The 15938-nt window shown below is 74.4% G+C and carries 14 protein-coding genes; 7 read left to right on the plus strand and 7 right to left on the minus strand.

Going from position 1 to position 15938, the window contains the following annotated elements:
- Positions 1 to 93: 93 nt before the first annotated feature.
- Positions 94 to 1425 carry a cytochrome P450 gene (locus WMF39_RS34290; protein WP_437740682.1) on the plus strand — a complete coding sequence of 444 codons (1332 nt, stop codon included), beginning with the start codon at positions 94 to 96 and terminating at the stop codon, positions 1423 to 1425.
- A 368-nt stretch (positions 1426 to 1793) separates the two neighbouring features.
- Here WMF39_RS34290 and WMF39_RS34295 read toward each other — a convergent pair whose 3' ends face one another.
- The gene (locus tag WMF39_RS34295; protein ID WP_437740683.1) at positions 1794 to 2405 is read right to left on the minus strand and encodes a hypothetical protein; all 612 of its coding nucleotides are present in this window, start codon (positions 2403 to 2405) and stop codon (positions 1794 to 1796) included.
- 334 nt (positions 2406 to 2739) lie between these two features.
- Here WMF39_RS34295 and WMF39_RS34300 point away from each other — a divergent pair, with 334 nt between their 5' ends.
- On the plus strand, positions 2740 to 3678 hold the full coding sequence (locus WMF39_RS34300) for a hypothetical protein (RefSeq protein WP_437740684.1): 939 nt from the start codon (positions 2740 to 2742) through the stop codon (positions 3676 to 3678).
- A 22-nt stretch (positions 3679 to 3700) separates the two neighbouring features.
- Here the strand turns inward: WMF39_RS34300 and WMF39_RS34305 are convergent, their stop codons facing one another.
- Positions 3701 to 4033: a transcriptional regulator gene (locus WMF39_RS34305; protein ID WP_437324296.1), complete on the minus strand. Its 333-nt coding sequence runs from the start codon at positions 4031 to 4033 to the stop codon at positions 3701 to 3703.
- Positions 4034 to 4266: 233 nt separating this feature from the next.
- Between WMF39_RS34305 and WMF39_RS34310 the strand changes: the two genes are divergently transcribed.
- Together WMF39_RS34310 and WMF39_RS34315 are read left to right on the plus strand one after the other, a co-directional pair.
- Positions 4267 to 6819, plus strand: a complete 2553-nt coding sequence (locus tag WMF39_RS34310) for an alpha/beta fold hydrolase (RefSeq protein ID WP_437740685.1) — start codon at positions 4267 to 4269, stop codon at positions 6817 to 6819.
- Between the two features lie 366 nt (positions 6820 to 7185).
- A complete protein-coding gene (locus WMF39_RS34315; RefSeq protein WP_437740686.1) occupies positions 7186 to 8907 on the plus strand; it encodes a hypothetical protein in 1722 nt (573 codons plus the stop codon).
- Between the two features lie 50 nt (positions 8908 to 8957).
- Here the strand turns inward: WMF39_RS34315 and WMF39_RS34320 are convergent, their stop codons facing one another.
- On the minus strand, positions 8958 to 9740 hold the full coding sequence (locus WMF39_RS34320; protein WP_437740687.1) for a class I SAM-dependent methyltransferase: 783 nt from the start codon (positions 9738 to 9740) through the stop codon (positions 8958 to 8960).
- Positions 9741 to 9816: 76 nt separating this feature from the next.
- On the opposite strand from WMF39_RS34320, the gene WMF39_RS34325 reads away from it, so the two are divergent.
- Positions 9817 to 10653: an AraC family transcriptional regulator gene (locus WMF39_RS34325; RefSeq protein ID WP_437740688.1), complete on the plus strand. Its 837-nt coding sequence runs from the start codon at positions 9817 to 9819 to the stop codon at positions 10651 to 10653.
- Positions 10654 to 10731: 78 nt separating this feature from the next.
- Here the strand turns inward: WMF39_RS34325 and WMF39_RS34330 are convergent, their stop codons facing one another.
- Complete coding sequence (locus WMF39_RS34330; protein ID WP_437740689.1) at positions 10732 to 11613, minus strand: OmpA family protein; 882 nt, start codon at positions 11611 to 11613, stop codon at positions 10732 to 10734.
- A gap of 302 nt (positions 11614 to 11915) precedes the next feature.
- On the opposite strand from WMF39_RS34330, the gene WMF39_RS34335 reads away from it, so the two are divergent.
- Positions 11916 to 12932: an isocitrate/isopropylmalate dehydrogenase family protein gene (locus tag WMF39_RS34335; protein WP_437740690.1), complete on the plus strand. Its 1017-nt coding sequence runs from the start codon at positions 11916 to 11918 to the stop codon at positions 12930 to 12932.
- Between the two features lie 25 nt (positions 12933 to 12957).
- On the plus strand, positions 12958 to 13794 hold the full coding sequence (locus tag WMF39_RS34340) for a hypothetical protein (protein ID WP_437740691.1): 837 nt from the start codon (positions 12958 to 12960) through the stop codon (positions 13792 to 13794).
- A gap of 22 nt (positions 13795 to 13816) precedes the next feature.
- On the opposite strand, the gene WMF39_RS34345 is transcribed toward WMF39_RS34340, so the two are convergent.
- The 3 genes from WMF39_RS34345 to WMF39_RS34355 are packed head-to-tail and all read right to left on the minus strand — an operon-like array spanning position 13817 to position 15652.
- A complete protein-coding gene (locus WMF39_RS34345) occupies positions 13817 to 14527 on the minus strand; it encodes a hypothetical protein (protein ID WP_437740692.1) in 711 nt (236 codons plus the stop codon).
- The gene (locus tag WMF39_RS34350) at positions 14524 to 15282 is read right to left on the minus strand and encodes a Smr/MutS family protein (protein WP_437740693.1); all 759 of its coding nucleotides are present in this window, start codon (positions 15280 to 15282) and stop codon (positions 14524 to 14526) included. Before WMF39_RS34350 ends, WMF39_RS34345 begins: the two co-directional genes overlap by 4 nt.
- Positions 15275 to 15652 carry a hypothetical protein gene (locus WMF39_RS34355; protein ID WP_437740694.1) on the minus strand — a complete coding sequence of 126 codons (378 nt, stop codon included), beginning with the start codon at positions 15650 to 15652 and terminating at the stop codon, positions 15275 to 15277. Before WMF39_RS34355 ends, WMF39_RS34350 begins: the two co-directional genes overlap by 8 nt.
- Between the last annotated feature and the right edge of the window lie 286 nt (positions 15653 to 15938).

The following is a 15938-nucleotide window of genomic DNA, read 5'->3' on the forward strand; positions in this document are numbered from 1 at the left end:
ACGCCCGCGCGCCCCTGATCGCGGAACGCCGGCGCCGCTCCCGACGCTCGCTCGTATGCAAACCGCGGCTCTACGCTCTCCGGAGAACTGGCCATGATCCGATCCCCCGGTCCGAAAGCGCACCCTCTGCACGGCTCCTGGCCGGAGTTCCGCGCGGATCCCCTCGCCTTCCTGCTCGACTGCACCCTGGCGTACGGCGATTTCTTCCGGTTCCGGCTGGGGCTCAAGCAGTGCTTTGCCGTCTCGGATCCGGCCGCGATCCAGAGGGTGTTCTCGGATCGGGAGGGCTTCACGGACAAGACGCCGCCGCACCGGATGCAGGACGCCTATCCGCGGAGCGTCGCCCGCCTCGAGGGGGGTGAGCACCTGGAACGCCGGAGGGCGCTCGCACCGGCGTTCCATCGGGAGGCGCTCCTCGCGCGCGCCGAGGGCGCCGCGCGCGCGGTGCGCGAGGCGCTCGCGCGGCTGCGCACAGGCGAGGCGCGCGCGGTGCTGCCGGTGCTCGAGGACGTCGCCCTGCGGAGCGCGTCGATGCTGCTGCTCGGAGAGTCGGGAGAGCAGGTCGTGGAGCGCATCGCGACCGAGCTGCCCCGGGTGGAAGCGTGGCTCGGGCACGCCGCCGACGACGAGATAGCCTATGGCCAGGCGAGGGATGCGCTCGCGGCGTCCATCCTGGCGGCGGCAGAGCACCGCAGGGCGGCCGGGAACCGTGGAACAACCGATCTGCTGGATCCGCTCCTGCGCGCGGTGGACGCCGGCCAGATGGATGAACAAGCCCTGATCGACGAGGTCGTGATGATGCTGGTGACGCACGTGCCGACGGCCGCGGCGTCGGCATGGGCGCTCTACGAGCTCGCGCAGCGCCCGGAGGTGCAGAGGCGCCTCGAGGAGGAGCTCGACGCGATCGGCACGCAGGGGATCGGCGCGCAGGGAGCGGAGGTGGAGCGCGCCTCGATCCTGTCGACGGTGGTGCAGGAGACCTTGCGGCTGCACCCGCCCGTATGGGTGCTGGCGCGCGAGGCGCGGAGGGAGTTCCGCCATGGGCCACACGCGGTGAGCGCGGGAGACGAGGTCCTCGTGAGCCCGTATGTCATGCAGCGGCTACCGCGGTACTGGAAGCGCCCGGAGACGTTCCTCCCGGAGCGTTTCGAGCCGGGCTCGCCATGGCACGAGGAGCGCCCGCCTTCGGCGTTCCTTCCCTTCGGGCTCGGGATGCGCAAGTGCATCGGCGAGCGGACCGCCGTGCTGCAAATGAAGCTCATGCTGGCGGCGCTGGTGCGGGAGTTCCGCTTCGACCTGCCCGCAGGGTACGAGGCGGGCGCAGGCGGCCGGCAGGCGCTCGTGCCGCGGGATGGGCTGCCGCTCGTCGTGGAGCGCCGCCGGAGGCCAGATCGGCGCCCCCGCGAGCACGAGCTGACGGGATGAAGGCCAGAGCGCGCCGCCAGCCGGCCGCGCGCAAGGAGACCCGGTGAGCAACGCTCAGGAGAAGCCCATGGGACACCGCCCTGCCGGCTGCGGCGCGGCGGGCCGGAGCGCCGGCTCCGTCGGGCTGCCCTGGACCGCAGCCGGACGGCCTTCCGCCCTCGCTCGCTCGCGCTCCCCTTCCAGGATCATCGCCCTCGACCTCACTCATGCCCGCGCCGTCGTCGCGGCGGGCGCTCATCATCAGGCCCAGGATGTCCTGAGAAGCGTCCCCCTCCGCGCGCTGCTGCCCGCCCTCTCGCTCACGGATCGCCACGGAGCGGCGCTCGGCTTCGTGGCGACCCCACGGCTGCGCGGCCGCGCGCACGGCGTCAGCGTGACGGCTCCGGCTCGCCCCGCGCGGCCTCGGCGCCAGGCGGACGGACAGCGACCGCGCGGGACAGGAGCAGCGCGCCGGTGAAGAGGTAACCCGAGCAGGAACGGAAGACATCGTAGGAGCGGCCCAGCAGCGGAGCGCTCCGAAGAATGTCCCCGATGCGCCACATCTCCTCGTGGCGCGTGATCTCGAAGCTCTCGCCGCCGTCGATCATGCAGAAATCGTAGGTCAGGATCACCCGCACGGGGTACGCGCAGCGCGGGAACAGCCGCAGGTACAAGGTGCTGTCGACCAGGGCGCGGCCCGCGTCACGCGGCTCGGAGAGCCGGACGCTCAGCTGAGAGACGTCGAGGTCGAAACGGCCGCCGACGCGAGATCCAGAGAGGCCGACCTGGTACGTCTCGATCCCGCGCACGCGCCGCCACGGATTGACGAACTCGATGCCACGGGCAAGGTAGGGATAGACCTCCTTCTCGAGCGTCGCGACCGGAACCTTCGTGTCGTACATGAGGAGCGAGAGGCGTCGGAAGCGCGCCTCCAGGTCGGCGAGCCCGAGGCGCGGCATCGTGGGGATCGTGAACGGGAGGCAGTTCACTTTTGTCGCCATGTCGTGACTCTCCATCCGGACACGCCCCCGCCCGGTGTGAAGCGCCGGTCCGGGCGCGGAGCGATGAAGGCCGAGACGCAATGCATGGGCCGAGGCGGAGCGTGCTGGAGGTGCGTGCTCTGCGGCGCGTCGCTCCGCCCCGCGCGCCGCGTGTGCGCCGCCGCGCAAGGCGCTCGAAAGGCGCTGTTCTCCGCGTGGTTCAGGGAGAGAATCGGCGCGTCCGCCGTGGATTGCCCTGGTCCCTGGGGCGCCCGCGGTTATCTTCCCGCGCCGTTCGGCACGAAGCGCGCGGCGTTTCGCCCTCTCTGCCGGCGGCGAGTCACGAGGAGAAGAAGTGTCACAGGTTGTGGAGCGCGCAGCGAAGACCGCCAGCTGTCTCACGGAGCGGCGCAGAGCCGCGGCGCGGCGGGTCGCCGCGTTCATGGCGCTCGCCCTCGCCTCGGCGGGGTGCGCCGCGCAGGGAGCGCCGGCGCTCGCCGCGCGCGGCGGCGCGGACCCCGGCGCGAGCTCGGCGGCAGAGCCGATCTTCCATGAGGCGGAGTCGCTCGCGGGGCGCTACCGCGTGATCGGCGTGCAGCTCTTCGTGCTCGACCAGGCCGCGGAGGCGGGCGCGGCCGGCGGGCGCGGCGCGGCGCGGCGGGCGGCGCTCGAAGCAGAGGCCGCGCGGCTGCGGGCGGGCGTCGCGGCGGCCTACGCCGCGCTCGTCGACGCGCCGGCGCTGCGCGCAGCGGAGCAGCGGCCGCGAGCGCTCCTCGCGCTCGCGCGGGCGCTCCAGGACGGCGGGGACGCGCGCGGCGCCGAGGCGCGGCTGCGTCAGCTCGCCCTCGAGCACCCGGCGTCCGGCGAGGCGGCCGAGGCCTATCTCGCGCTGGCCGACCTGGCGTTCGCCGCGGGGCGCCTCGACGAGGCGGTGATCGCCTGCGACGGCGCGCTCCGCGGCGCCGCGGGGGCGCCGCTTCGCAAGCGCGCGCTCTACGTGAAGTCGTGGAGCCTGCGGGGCCTCGGCGGCCGAAGCGCCACCGAGGGGGCCTTGAGGGCGCTGCGCGCCATCGTGCAGCTCGGCCCCGCGCGCGCCGGCTCGCTGGAGGCGACGATCGACGAGGCCGCGGAGCGAGAGCTCGTCGAGCTCTACGCGGCGCACGGCGATCTCGCCCAGGCCCGCGCCTTCTTCGCGGGCGCGGGCGAGCGCGCGGGCCCGCGGCTGCTCGGCGAGGTGGAGGCCCGCGCCGCGCGGCGCGGGCGCCCGGAGCCGCCCGATCGACCGGCCCTGTGAGGAGCGCCGCCGCCCGGGAGCCTCACCCTTCGCCCGCGTCGATCCGGAACCGCGGCGCCTCGATGCGCTCCCCCCGGCACGCCGGGCAGCGGCTCGGCTTCGCGAGCGACCGCCGCTCGTCGAACGCGTAGCCGCAGCGCAGGCAGCGCGCCGGCGCGACCGAGAGCCGCTCGCCGCGCGCGCGCAGCGAGCGCGCGAGGTGCTCGAGGTGCGGCGCCACGTCGCGCTCCCGCATCCCGAGGCGGGTGGAGAGCTCCCACGCGGTCGCCGCTCCCCTGCGGAGCTCCTCCAGGAGCGCCTGCCGCACCGTCTCCGACCGGGGCGCTGGGCTCGGCGGTGGCTTCGGGTCGCTCATCGCTCTCCGCGAGCGTGACACCGCGGCGGCGCCGGTCCAGCGCCGATCGCTCGCGGCTCGCGCGAGCGCGCTCGCGCGCTGGGCTCGCGCCGCGCTCCAGCACCGCACGGCCAGGACAGGCGCACAGGTGCTGCCTCTCACGACGGCGGAGCAGCGCAGCGCGGCACCGACCGCGCGGCCATTGCGCTGCCCACAGCGCGCACGGAGAATGCCGCTCCGGAGAACAGCAGCGCATGATCCCGTGCCCGTCCGACGACGCCCTGGCCACCTGGCTCGCGGGCAACTTCCCGCACGACGACGCGGCGAGCATCCGCGGGCACGTGGCCGGCTGCGACGGCTGCCGCGCGCGGCTCTCGACGCGCCCGAGCGAGAGCGACCTCGGGGCGCCGCTCTTCCTCAACGCGACGCGCCAGCGCTTCGGCGCGAGCGAGCCGCCGCCGTCGCCCCCGCTCTCGTGGGCGCCGCCCTTGGCCTTCGACGACTACCGCGTGGTGCGGCCGCTCGGGCGCGGGGGCATGGGGCAGGTGTACCTCGCCCACGACGAGGTCCTCGACCGGCCCGTCGCGCTCAAGTTCGTCGCGGCGGACAGCCCGGATCCCAGGACCATCGAGCGGCTGCGCGTCGAGGCCCGCGCGATCGCGCGCCTCCAGCACCCCAACGTCGTCGCCGTCTACCGGATCGGCGAGGTCCGCGGGCGGCCGTACATCGCCTACGAGTTCGTCGAGGGCGAGCCGCTCGAGCTGCTCCCGAAGCCGATCCCGTGGCCCGCCGCGCTGCGCCTCGCGCTCGGCCTCTCGCGCGGGCTCGCCGCGGCGCACCGGCGGGGCGTCCTCCACCGCGACATCAAGCCGGCGAACGTGATGCTCGACGCGAGCGGCGAGGTGAAGCTGCTCGACTTCGGCCTCGCCAAGCTCGCCGACCGGCCCGGCGCCCCCGCCCTCGACGCGGGCCATCGCGCCGCGCCGAACTCCGCCGTCGCGCCCGCGCCGTGGGCGCTCGCGGACATGTCCGCCCTGACGACCGCGATCCCGGTGGCGCTCGACGCGGCCTCCGCGCTCGGGACCGCGAGCCTCACCGACGGCGGCATGATGATGGGCACGCCGCTCTACCTCGCGCCGGAGCTCTGGGCGGGCACCGCCGGCACGCCCCGCTCCGACGTCTACGCGCTCGGGCTGGTCCTCTACGAGCTGTGCACGGGCCGGCTGCCTCACGCGGGGCTCGAGGTGCACGCGATCGCCAGCTGGGTGACGGCGCGGGCGCTCCCGCCGCTGCGCTCGATCTGCCCCGACGTCCCGGAGATGCTCGCGGCCGTCATCGATCGCTGCGTCCTGCGCGAGCCGGAGGCGCGCTTCGCGTCGGCCGAGGAGGTGCAGGCCGCGCTCGAGGAGACCGAGGCGCTCTGCCGGGCGTTCCAGATCGTCCGCCCCGCGTCGCCCCCCGCGAGCGCGCAGGACGCGGGCGCGGACGTCGTGCGCGCCTCGTTCGAGCGCCTCGCCCCGCGCGCCGAGGCGCTCGTGACGCGCTTCTACGAGCGGCTCTTCGCCCGCGAGCCGGCGCTCCGGGCGCTGTTCCCGCCGGACATGCGCGAGCAGCGGCTCAAGCTCGCCGCGGCGCTGCAGCTCGTCGTCGACAACCTGCGCGCGCCGGACAAGCTGGTCGAGATGCTCGAGGCGCTCGGTCGCCGCCACGCGGCGTACGCCGCGTTGCCCGAGCATTTCGACGCCGTGGGCCGCGCGCTGCTCGAGGCGCTCGAGGAGCTCGAAGGGGACGCGTGGTCGCCCGCCACCGCGCGGGCGTGGGCGGGCGCGTACGCGCAGGTCGCCGAGGCGATGCGGCGCGGGCTCGAGGCCGCGCGGGAGGGGGTGGTCTCCTCCGCGCGGGCGCCCGCGCGGCTGCACGCCGCGGAGACCCGCTTCGCCACGAGCGCCGACGCGAGCCTGGCCTACAGGACCGCGGGCGGCGGGCCGATCGATCTGGTGCTGGTCCAGGGGTGGGTGACGCACGTGGAGGCCGCGTGGGAGGGCGCGCTCATCTCCCGGTTCTTCGCCGAGCTCGGCGCGTGGGCGCGGCTCATCGTGCTCGACCAGCGCGGCACCGGGATGAGCGAGCGCGAGGGCGCGGGCGCTCCCGCCGAGCAGCAGGCGGAGGATCTGCTGGCGGTGCTGGACGCGGCCGGCGTGGCGCGCGCCGCGCTCCTCGGCGTCGGCGCCGGGTTCGCGCCGTGCGCGCTGCTCGCGGCGGCGCACCCGGCGCGGGTGCGCGCCCTGATCGCGCTCGGGAGCGCGGCGCAGATGTCTGCCTGGCCGGGGTGCCTCTTCGGGCTCGCCGGCGAGGACGCCGAGGAGGCCGAGCGCGCGCTGCGGAGCGGCTGGGGCGAGCCGCTCTTCCTCGATCGCCTGGCCCCGTCCGCGGCGGATGACGGCGCGTTCCGGCGCTTCTGGGCCGCGTACCTGCGCCACGGCGCGAGCCCTGGCGGGGCGGCGCGCATGCTCCGGGCACACGCGGCGGCCGACGTCCGGTCCGCGCTGGGCCGGGTGAGCGCCCCGACGCTCGTGCTGCACCGGGCCGGCGATCGGGCCGTCCCGGCGGCGGCCGGGCGCGACCTCGCCGGCCGCATCCGCGGCGCGCGCCACGTCGAGTTGCCGGGCGACGATCACCTCCCCTTCGTCGGCGAGTCAGGTCCGCTGCTCGCTGAGCTGCGGGCCTTCCTTGGCGCGGATGCCGGGGGGAGCCCCGTCTCGAGCCTCGTGCCCTCCGCGGCGCTCGGCGCCGCCTCCGGCGGCTGACGCGCTCGGCGCGGGGCCAAGCACGCGGTGCGTCGTCGCCCGGCTCGCGCCGCGGAGCTCTCGTGGACACTCGTGGGCTCGCACGACGAGCCGCCGGACGCGCGCCCGCCTCTCGGACGCTCGCGCTCGCTCCGCTTCCTCAACCGATGTTTGCCCGCGCTACGCTACGATGAGCGGATGAGCTCGAGTTCAGCGTGCGGACGTCCGCGTCTCCGGCTTCGCCCGATACGACTTGAGAGTTCTCCTTATCTCGATGTCTCTCCAGGAAAAGGGAAACATCCTGTCTACCTTGCGATCCCGTGATTCCCCCGCTAGCTTGAATTGATGATGGGATGGTCGCGCCCGCTGACCTGCTATGTCGCTGCCGTGCTTGGCGCATTCGCGAGCGCTTGCTCCGGGACGGAGCAGGGCTCTGCCGGCGCAACCGCAGGCGCGGCGGGCGCAGGCGGGGCGGGAGGCGACGGCAGCGCCGAGAGCGCGGGCAGCGCCGAGAGCGCGGGCGGGGGCGCCGACTGCCCTCCTGGTGAGGAAGGCTGTCCCTGTGGGCCTCTGGGCCAGTGCGACGACGGGCTCCGCTGCGCAGACAGCGTATGTATTTCGGAGTGCACCAGCGCCGATGATGACCCGATGGTCGACGGCGACTGCGACTGGCGGGGAGGCCCGGAGGACCCCTCATTCCAGCGCTCGGATACGTGGGGCACCACGGGGGCAGCGCTCGTCTCCCCCGAGGTCGAGGGCAACGGCAACCCCGGGGCCGGCATCATCGGGAGAGACGCGGTGTGCCAGATGGCCGGCTTCTATCAGCGCCTCTCGATGCCGGACCTCGCGTGCGCCGGACCGCTCCTCCTCACGTTCGCCGCGCGCGTCGGCTGCGAGCTCGCGATGGATTGCCTCGGCCCGCCGGGGGTCGGGGTCCGGATCGACGGAGGGATCACCGATCTCGATCTCATGCCCTCTTCGTCCTTTGCCCCGCAACGCGTGTGCCTGGGAGAGCGCGCCTACGGCAGGCCGATCGAGCTGCTCCTCGCGCCCGCCCGGCGTTCTCCCCTGTGCGATGAGGACACCGGACAGGACTTCACGCTGACGTTCGATGACGTCGCCCTTCAGCCTGATGAAATGAACGAGTGCCCGCCGCCTGGCCAGGTGCTGAACGGCGACTTCGAAGCAGGCGCCGCCGGCTGGAAGGCGACCCCCGAGGGCGGCGTCTCCGAGATCGAGCGCGGCCTGGGCCAGGGCGGCGGCAAGGGCGGACATCTCGCCACCACGCTGTTCTGCCAGGTCCCCTCGCTCGAGGGCACGCTCTCGGCGCCCTTGCCGTCCGCCGCGCTGCCGAGCCCTGCGCTCCGCATCTGGAGCCGTGGCAGCCCGGGGGCGATCGTCGACGTGATGCTGAGCACGCACCGGCTGACGGCCCTGACGGGCACGGGCGAGGCGCAGGTCTCGCATGCCTGCTTGCCCCGGTGGGCGCTCGGCATGGCGCACCGCCTCGCGTTCGCCTTCCGGAACCGGCACAGCCAGCCGTGCATGGAGGAGAACAAGCGGGATTTCACGGTGGATGACCTCGCCATCGTCTCTGACGACCGCTGCCCCGGGGACGCGCCGCTCTTCGACCCCGGCTTCGAGAACGACGGCGCCGACGCGGGCCTCTCGCCGACATGGGTCCTCAACGCGGAGGACCCCGCGCGCGGCAGCGCCAGGCTCGCGGTCGACGCTGCGGCCGCGCACGCCGGCGACGTCTCGCTCTCGCTGTCCGTGCGGAAGCCGTGCCGCGAGCCCTCGGCCTCCACCGTGTTCACCGTCCCCGAGCCTCAGGGGACGGCCGGTCCGGCGCTGAAGTTCTGGTATCGCACGAGCCACCTCCTCGCGGCGACCGCCTCCTCGATGCCAGGAGGCGCCCTGGCTGCCAGCGAGCGCTGGACGCAACAGACGATCTGCCTGGATCCGCGCACGGCGGGCATGCCCCAGCCGATCTCTTTCAAGATAAGAGCCAGCGGCACCTGCGATGCGCCGCTCGACGACGAGGCCTTGCACGTGGACGACGTCGATGCGACGACCGATCCCTCCTGCCCGGCCGCGGCGCTCCCCTGAGCTGCGGAGTCCTGGCGCCTCGATTCGCCGGGCAGAAGGTGCCTCTCGGCTCAGCCGCGCTTCCGGCCCACCAGGATGACGATCGGATAGGCGAAGTGGACCTCGTCCCCCCGGAGCTCTGCGCCCACGCCGAGCGCGTCGACGCCGACGTCGGCGCGGTAGAGGGCCCGGAGCCGGTCCGCTCCGCCGGGCTCCGGGAAGGAGGCCCGGAGCGCGGCCTCGAGCTCCACCTCGAGCCGGTACCGCGTCGTCGTCTCGATCTCCAGCCCCGCCGCCTCGAACAGGGCGCCGAGCTCGCGCTCGGTGAGCGCGCTCGCGTGCGACGGATCGCGGATCTTCTCGGCGGCGTCGTACGCTGCCCGCTTGTCCTCGGCCGGCGCCACGTCGATCACGGCGACTCGCCCGCTCCTCTGGCACACGCGGGCCATCTCGCGCAGCGTCACGAGCGGCTCCAGCAGGTGATGGAAGCTGTAGCGCGTCGTGACCAGGCGATAGCTCTCGTCCGGATAGGGCAGCCGGCTCGCGTCGCCGAGCTCCCAGGTGACGTTGGAGAGGCCGAGGCTCGCCTGCCTCTTCCGCGCCTCGTCCAGCATCGCCGGGACGATGTCGAGCCCCCGCACGCTCGCCACGCGCGGGGCCAGCGCGCAGGCGACGATCCCCGGCCCGCAGGCCACGTCGAGGGCCGCGTCGCTCGGCGCCGGGGCGAGCGCGTCGAGCAGCAGCCCCATGGCGGATTCCGCCGAGTGGGCCCGGACCTCGGCGAACGGCCTGGCCTGGCGGGTGAACTGTTCCTGTATCAACGCATCGTGCGCCGCGGGAGTCGCTTGCTTCATGGCGCTCGAAGATGGACGCGCTCCGGCTTTACGGCTGCCGGCGATCGGACAAAGATCACCGCCGAGAGGCCACGCCTTGCAAGCCCGCGTCCTGACCCCGACGGAGACCACCGAGCACCTCGCGCGGCTCGGGCTCGACCATGCCGGCGCGCGCGCGTTCTCCTACGAAGACGAGCTGCCGGGAGCCGTGTACGGCTGGCACACCCACGCGCGGCACCAGCTGCTCTGTCCTCTGGCCGGCACGGCGCGCCTCGAGGTCGAGGACGCGTCCTTCCTGCTCCCCCCGCAGCTCGCCGCGCTCATCCCCGCGGGCGAGCGGCACGCCACCACCTGCGGCGACGCGTCCATCGTCTCGATCTATTTCGAGCCCGCCGCGTTCCCCTCCCCCCTCGCGGCGGTGAGGATCTTCGAGATCCCCGCGCTCCTGCGCGAGATGGTGATCTACGCGCGCCGCTGGCCGGTCGCGCGGCGTCCGGACGACGCCGCGGCCAACACGTTCTTCGCGGCGATGGCGGACATCATCGGCCCGCTCCTCGATCGCGGCGCCACGTACCGGCTGCCCCGCGGCAAGACGCGGCCGGTGCAGCGCGCGATCGAGTGCGCGCTGCGCGACGTCTCCAGCGCCGATCTCCCGCGGGCCGCGGCGTTCGCAGGGGCGACCGAGCGCACGCTGCGGCGGCGGTTTCGCGAGGAGACCGGCGTCACGTGGCGCGGCTTCGTCACGCGCGCGCGCGTGCTCCGGGCGATCGACCTGCTCTCCAGCCCGAGCGCCAGCGTCACGCAGGTCGCGCTGGACGTCGGCTTTCAGAGCCTCGGCGCGTTCGCCGCCGCGTTCCGCGCCGTCACCGGCCAGACGCCGAGCGAGTTTCGCAGGACCGCCCGGCCATCGCCGGGCGGTGGACACGAGGGCTGACCTGAGCCGGCCTGACGGCGCGGATGCGACCCTCGAAGAGCGCGCCGCGGACGGCGGCGCGCGCCGCGAGGTCGGGGGTTACTGCGTGATCGCCCGGAGATCGAGCATCTCTTCGACGCTCGGGACCACGATGAGGTCGCAGCGGCGGTTCTTCTGCCGGCCCTCGTCGGTGTCGTTGGTCGCGACCGGATCGGTGTCCGCGAAGCCCGCCGCGCTCCAGTTCGCGACGGGGAGCGCGCCCCCGCCGCCCTTGACGTCGGCCGGGCTGACGAGGAACACGAGCACCTCGCGGGCGCGCATCAGCGACAGGCCCCAGTTGTCGCGGAACTGGCCGCCCGCGAGCGGCTTGTTGTCCGTGTGGCCGGCGACCTGGTAGTCGCGCTGGAGCAGCGACTTGTCGTTCTTGACGACCGTCGCCACCTTGAGGAGGATCTCCTTGCCCTCCTTCTTCAGCGACTCGCGCCCGGAGTCGAAGAGAACGTCGCCCGGCAGCGAGATGACCATCCGGTTGTTCCGGATGTTCACCGCCAGGCCGAGCTTCGTGAGCTCGTCCAGCTTCTTCTTGAGCGTCTCGAACCGCGCCTTGATCGCCTCCAGCTGGCGGGCGCGGGCCTTGAACTCCGCGAGCGCCTTCTCGCGCTCCTCCAGCGTCGAGCTCAGCTGCGACACCTGCGTGCTCGTCGCCTGGAGGTTCTCGTTCAGCTTGCCGATGTCGACGCCGGCCGCCTCGAGCTGCTTCGTCAGCTCCGCGACCCTCGCCTGGGCCGCCTCGAGCTCCTGCTGCGTCTGGGCGAGGCGGCCCTCCGTGGTCTGGTGCTGGCTCTGAAGGCGGTTGTACTTGTCGAGCTGGGCCTTCCACTCCTCCTCGGAGTAGCCGCACCCCAGCGAGGACGACGCGATCACGGCAGGCAGGAAGGCCGCGAAAGCGGTTCTGCGGCCTTTCAAGACACGAGGGTGCATGAGCACGCTCCTTCACTCTAGTTGGTGAACATGAGCTGGGGCCGAACGCTCGGCCCTCGCCCGGTTCCAGGTGACAGCGGCCTGTCAGGCCGTGCGGAGGCGTACCCTACCGAGGTCGCGCGCGATTGTAAAAGGCCGTATCGAGCCGCCCGACCCGCCGCCTCGCGCGGCTCTCTCCGTCGCCGCACCCCGTCACCGCGTCCGCCAGGCGCGGCGCGCTGACGCGGCGCGTGTATGCGCCATCGCAACACAGGTGCGCTTGTCCATTGTTCCCGCCTGCGCACCTGCTAATGGGACGGCCCATGGCCTATCGCATCACGCTGATCCCGGGCGACGGCATCGGCCCGGAGGTGGTGACGGCGACTCAGGATGTGGTCTCCGCCGCCGGCGTCGCCGTCGACTGGGAGATCCACCACGCGGGCATCGAGGTCGCGAAGCTGACGGGCTCGCCGCTCCCCCTCCCCGTGCTCGACGCCGTGCGGAAGAACCGGATCGCCCTGAAAGGCCCGGTGACGACGCCGATCGGGGGCGGGTTCCGCTCGGTCAACGTCACGCTCCGGCAGACGCTCGACCTCTACGCGAACGTGCGGCCGATCCGCAGCCTGCCCGGCGTCGAGCCGCGGTTCGACGTCGACATGGTCATCGTGCGCGAGAACACCGAGGGGCTCTACGCCGGGCTCGAGCTCATGATCCTGCCCGGCGTGGCCCAGAGCATCAAGCTCACGACCGAGCGGGGCTCGACGCGCATCGCGGAGTTCGCGTTCCGGTACGCGAAGAAGCACGGCCGGAGCAAGGTGACGATCGTCCACAAGGCGAACATCATGAAGATCTCCGACGGCCTCGCGCTCGACTGCGCGCGGCGGGTGGCCGTGGGGCACCCCGAGATCCAGCTCGGCGAGATGATCGTCGACGCGGCGGCCATGACGATGGTCCGCGATCCGAACCGGCTCGGCGTGATCGTGACGGAGAACCTCTACGGCGACATCCTCTCGGACCTCGGGGCCGGCCTGGTCGGCGGGCTCGGGATCGTGCCCGGCGCGAACATCGGCGACGACGCGGCGGTCTTCGAGGCGGTGCACGGGTCGGCGCCGGACATCGCGGGCAAGGGCTACGCGAACCCGACGGCGCTCGTGCAGAGCGCCGTGATGATGCTGCGGCACCTCGGCGAGCACGACGCGGGCGATCGGATCGAGCGGGCGCTGACGACGCTCTACCGGGCCGGCGAGGTGCGCACGCGCGACCTCGGCGGCGCCGCGAGCACGAGCGACTTCACCCGGGCGCTCTGCGCCGAGATCGAAAGGCCTCGCGCGGAGGCCTAGCGGAGGGCATCCTGATCCCGCAGACGTGGGATCCGCCTTCACGTGGCTGCTCGAGTGGTGCGCCGAGCTCGTCGGCGCGACGGACGGGGCTGCCGGCGCCGCGGGCGACGACGCGAGGCGCCGGCGGCGGCTGCGGCTCTTCCTCGCGCTCTCGTCGCTCGTCGCGGCGAGCTGCTTCCTCAGCGAGATCTGGGGCGTGAAGGGCCTGCTCCCGGCCGCCCTGTTCTTCGCGCTCGCGGTGAAGGCGACGCGCGCCGTCCTCGACGCGCGCGCGTCGCTGTGGCGCGCCGCCGCGCTCGACCTCGAGGACCCGGCGCAGCGCCCGCGCGCCGGCGCGGATCCGTGGTTCTCGCCCCCGACGGCGAGGGTCCTGCGCGCGCTGGCCGCCGTGATCGACGCCGCGCGCCGGGAGCGCTACGCGGCCGCGCTGGAGCGGCTCCCGTCGGTCGATCGGGCCGCGCTCCGGCCCGACGAGGCGCGGCTGCTCGAAGCGGCCCGCGCGCTGCTCTCGCTGGGCCTCGGCGACCCGGCGCGCGCGGCGCAGCAGGCGATCGTCGCGCTGCCCACGGGGATCGACGCCATCGACGCGCGGCTCGGCCGCGTGGTGATCGCCGACGCGTGGAAGAGCCCCGCGCGGCTCGAGGCGATCGATCGCGCGTGGCGGCAGGAGCTCCAGGGCGGCGTGGCGTCCGAGGCGCTCGAGCGCCTCCTGTCGCTGTCGCGGCTGCGCCTCGCGCCGCACGCGGTGGAGGCGCTCCAGCCCGTCGAGGCGCGCGCGCTGTCGGCCGAGGCCTGGTCGATCGGCGAGGAGGAGCTCGCCGCGGCGCTCGAGTCCCGCGCGCGGAGCGGCGTCTACCGCTGAACCGGCGGCTCACCGCGGCGGCTCACGGCGGCGGCTCGCGCGGCACGGCGGGCGCGATCTCGCGCAGCAGGCGGAGGCCGCCGAGCGAGATCTCGACCACCGCGGCGAGCCGCTCCGCTACGAGCTGCTCCGCCGAGGGCCCCGCGGCGCGCGTCTCCGCGATGAAGGCGAAGCAGCGCCGGCCGGAGCCGCCGAAGGCGACCGCGAAGCCGTCGATCGGCGCTCCCGGCGGGGTGTCGGCGACGCCGATCGCCACGACCGTGTCGAACCCCTCCGGCACGTCGATCCGGCGCTCGGCGGCGGTGAGGCCCTCGCCGGGGCGCGGCAGGTCGCGCCAGAGCCGCGCGCGCGCCTCGCACGCCGCGCGGCTCGCGCGGCCGTCCTCGCGCCAGGTGCGCACGAGCAGCGACGTCGACGACGCGGCGTGGGTCGCGACGAGCCAGGGGCCCTCGCCGTCCTCGACGTGGAAGCCGCGCGCGTCGGGCAGGGGGAGCCGGAGATCGAAGCGATCCGAGCTGTATTCGCCGAGCTCGCCGTCGCCGAGCGTCGACGCCGCCTGCGCGGGCGTCGCGGGCCTCGGCGGCTCGGGCGGCGCGGCCGGGGCCGGCGCGCACGCGGGTACCAGGGCGAGCAGCGCGGCGGCCGGCGCGAGGGCGCGGCGCGGCGCGCGCGCCTTCGGCTGCGGCCCGTGCCGCGGCGCTCCTTCGGGCTCGGCGCGCGGCTCCGGCCTCATCGCGTGAGCAGCACGAGCAACGCGCCTGCGCCGCCCTCCGCGTCCGGGGCCGTCGCGAAGGCGGCGACGTGGCGGGCGACGCGGCCGTTGCTCAGCCAGGCGGCGATCTCGCCGCGGAGCACGGCGTGGCCGCCGGGCGAGTGGTTGCCCTTGCCGTGGACGATGGCGACGACGCGGTCGCCGTCGCGCTGGCGCTTGCACACGAACGCCTCGACGGCCTCGCGCGCCGCCTCGAGCCTCAGGCCGTGCAGATCGAGGGTGCCGTCGACGGCGTAGCGGGCGCGGCGGAGCCGCCTGAGCTCGCGCGGATCGACGTCGAGGCGCCGGCCCTCGATGCGCTCGCTGTCGTCCGTGATCTCGAACTTGATCCCCTCGATGACGAGCGAGCGCATGCGCGAGCGCGCGTCCTCGTCCGGATCGAACGCGATCGTCGGGAGCGCGGCCCGCTCGACGCGGCTGGCGGTGACCGGGATCCGGGTCGCGCGATCCTCGAGCACGCGGACGCCGGCCATGTAGATGGCGAAGGTCTCGGGGTCGACGGGCCGCGGCGCCGGCTCGGCGCCTGCCCGCGGCGCCGCGCCTGCGCCCGGGGGCGCGGGCGATCTCGCCTTGGGCTTCGCCTCGGTCGAGGCCCCCGTCGCCTTGGGCTTCGCCTCGGTCGAGGCCGCCGTCGCCTTGGGCTTCGCCTCGGGCGCCGGCTTGGCCTTGTTCAGCTGCCGGAGCGTGGAGAACGGTTGATAGAACGCCTCATTCACCTTGCGCGCCGCCGCCTTCGCGGCTCGCTCCGGGCTGGCCGTCGTTCTCGTGTCTCTCTCGCGCTTCGCGCCCTTCGCCATCCCCCAGAACATCGCTCGCGAGGCCACGGAGTGCAAACCGGACGGCTTCGATGCCGGCGAGCTGCCCGTCCTCGAAGTGCCAGTCGGGGTCGTCGAGGCCGGGGAAGTCGTGCGGGTTGCGGATGTCCTCGGCCGTGAGCGTGGGGATGAGGCGCCGCGCGAGGTCGATGACCTTGGCCCTCTGCGCTCCCTCCATGTCGGCGAGCAGCGCGAAGATGCGAGGGAAGAGCTCGGCGGGCGAGGGGGCGGCGGGCGGGGCGCCTGGGCGGCCCGCGTCGTGAGAGCGCATCGGGCGCAGCATACGCCATCGGGCCGGGCGCGCCGCGCGCCCCCGTCGCGGCGCGTCCGGCCGCGCGCGCGGAGCTCAGCCGCCTCCCGCGCGTGGCAGCCCGGGCTGCGGCGAGGGGGAGCGGGGCCTCCGCCGGCACCCCGAACGGCTCGTCAGGCGCGCAGGCGAGGACGCGCCGTGACCGACGCCCCCGCCCTACGGTTTCCACGCCGCGCGGCGCGAGGAACGGGGACCCCACCCGCCCACGGCGCCGCTCCTGGATCGAGGTCAGCGAGGCTCTCCGAGG

The sequence above is a fragment of the Sorangium sp. So ce1504 genome (assembly GCF_051521635.1).
Classification (GTDB): domain Bacteria; phylum Myxococcota_A; class Polyangia; order Polyangiales; family Polyangiaceae; genus Sorangium; species Sorangium cellulosum_B.

Bases quoted from the DNA above. Each gene is read 5' to 3' on its own strand.
- WMF39_RS34320 (WP_437740687.1), bottom strand. From the start codon at position 9,740: ATGAAGCAAGCGACTCCCGCGGCGCACGATGCGTTGATACAGGAACAG.
- WMF39_RS34355 (WP_437740694.1), bottom strand. From the start codon at position 15,652: ATGCGCTCTCACGACGCGGGCCGCCCAGGCGCCCCGCCCGCCGCCCCC.
- WMF39_RS34290 (WP_437740682.1), top strand. From the start codon at position 94: ATGATCCGATCCCCCGGTCCGAAAGCGCACCCTCTGCACGGCTCCTGG.
- WMF39_RS34330 (WP_437740689.1), bottom strand. From the start codon at position 11,613: ATGCACCCTCGTGTCTTGAAAGGCCGCAGAACCGCTTTCGCGGCCTTC.
- WMF39_RS34345 (WP_437740692.1), bottom strand. From the start codon at position 14,527: ATGAGGCCGGAGCCGCGCGCCGAGCCCGAAGGAGCGCCGCGGCACGGG.
- WMF39_RS34335 (WP_437740690.1), top strand. From the start codon at position 11,916: ATGGCCTATCGCATCACGCTGATCCCGGGCGACGGCATCGGCCCGGAG.
- WMF39_RS34310 (WP_437740685.1), top strand. From the start codon at position 4,267: ATGATCCCGTGCCCGTCCGACGACGCCCTGGCCACCTGGCTCGCGGGC.
- WMF39_RS34295 (WP_437740683.1), bottom strand. From the start codon at position 2,405: ATGGCGACAAAAGTGAACTGCCTCCCGTTCACGATCCCCACGATGCCG.
- WMF39_RS34305 (WP_437324296.1), bottom strand. From the start codon at position 4,033: ATGAGCGACCCGAAGCCACCGCCGAGCCCAGCGCCCCGGTCGGAGACG.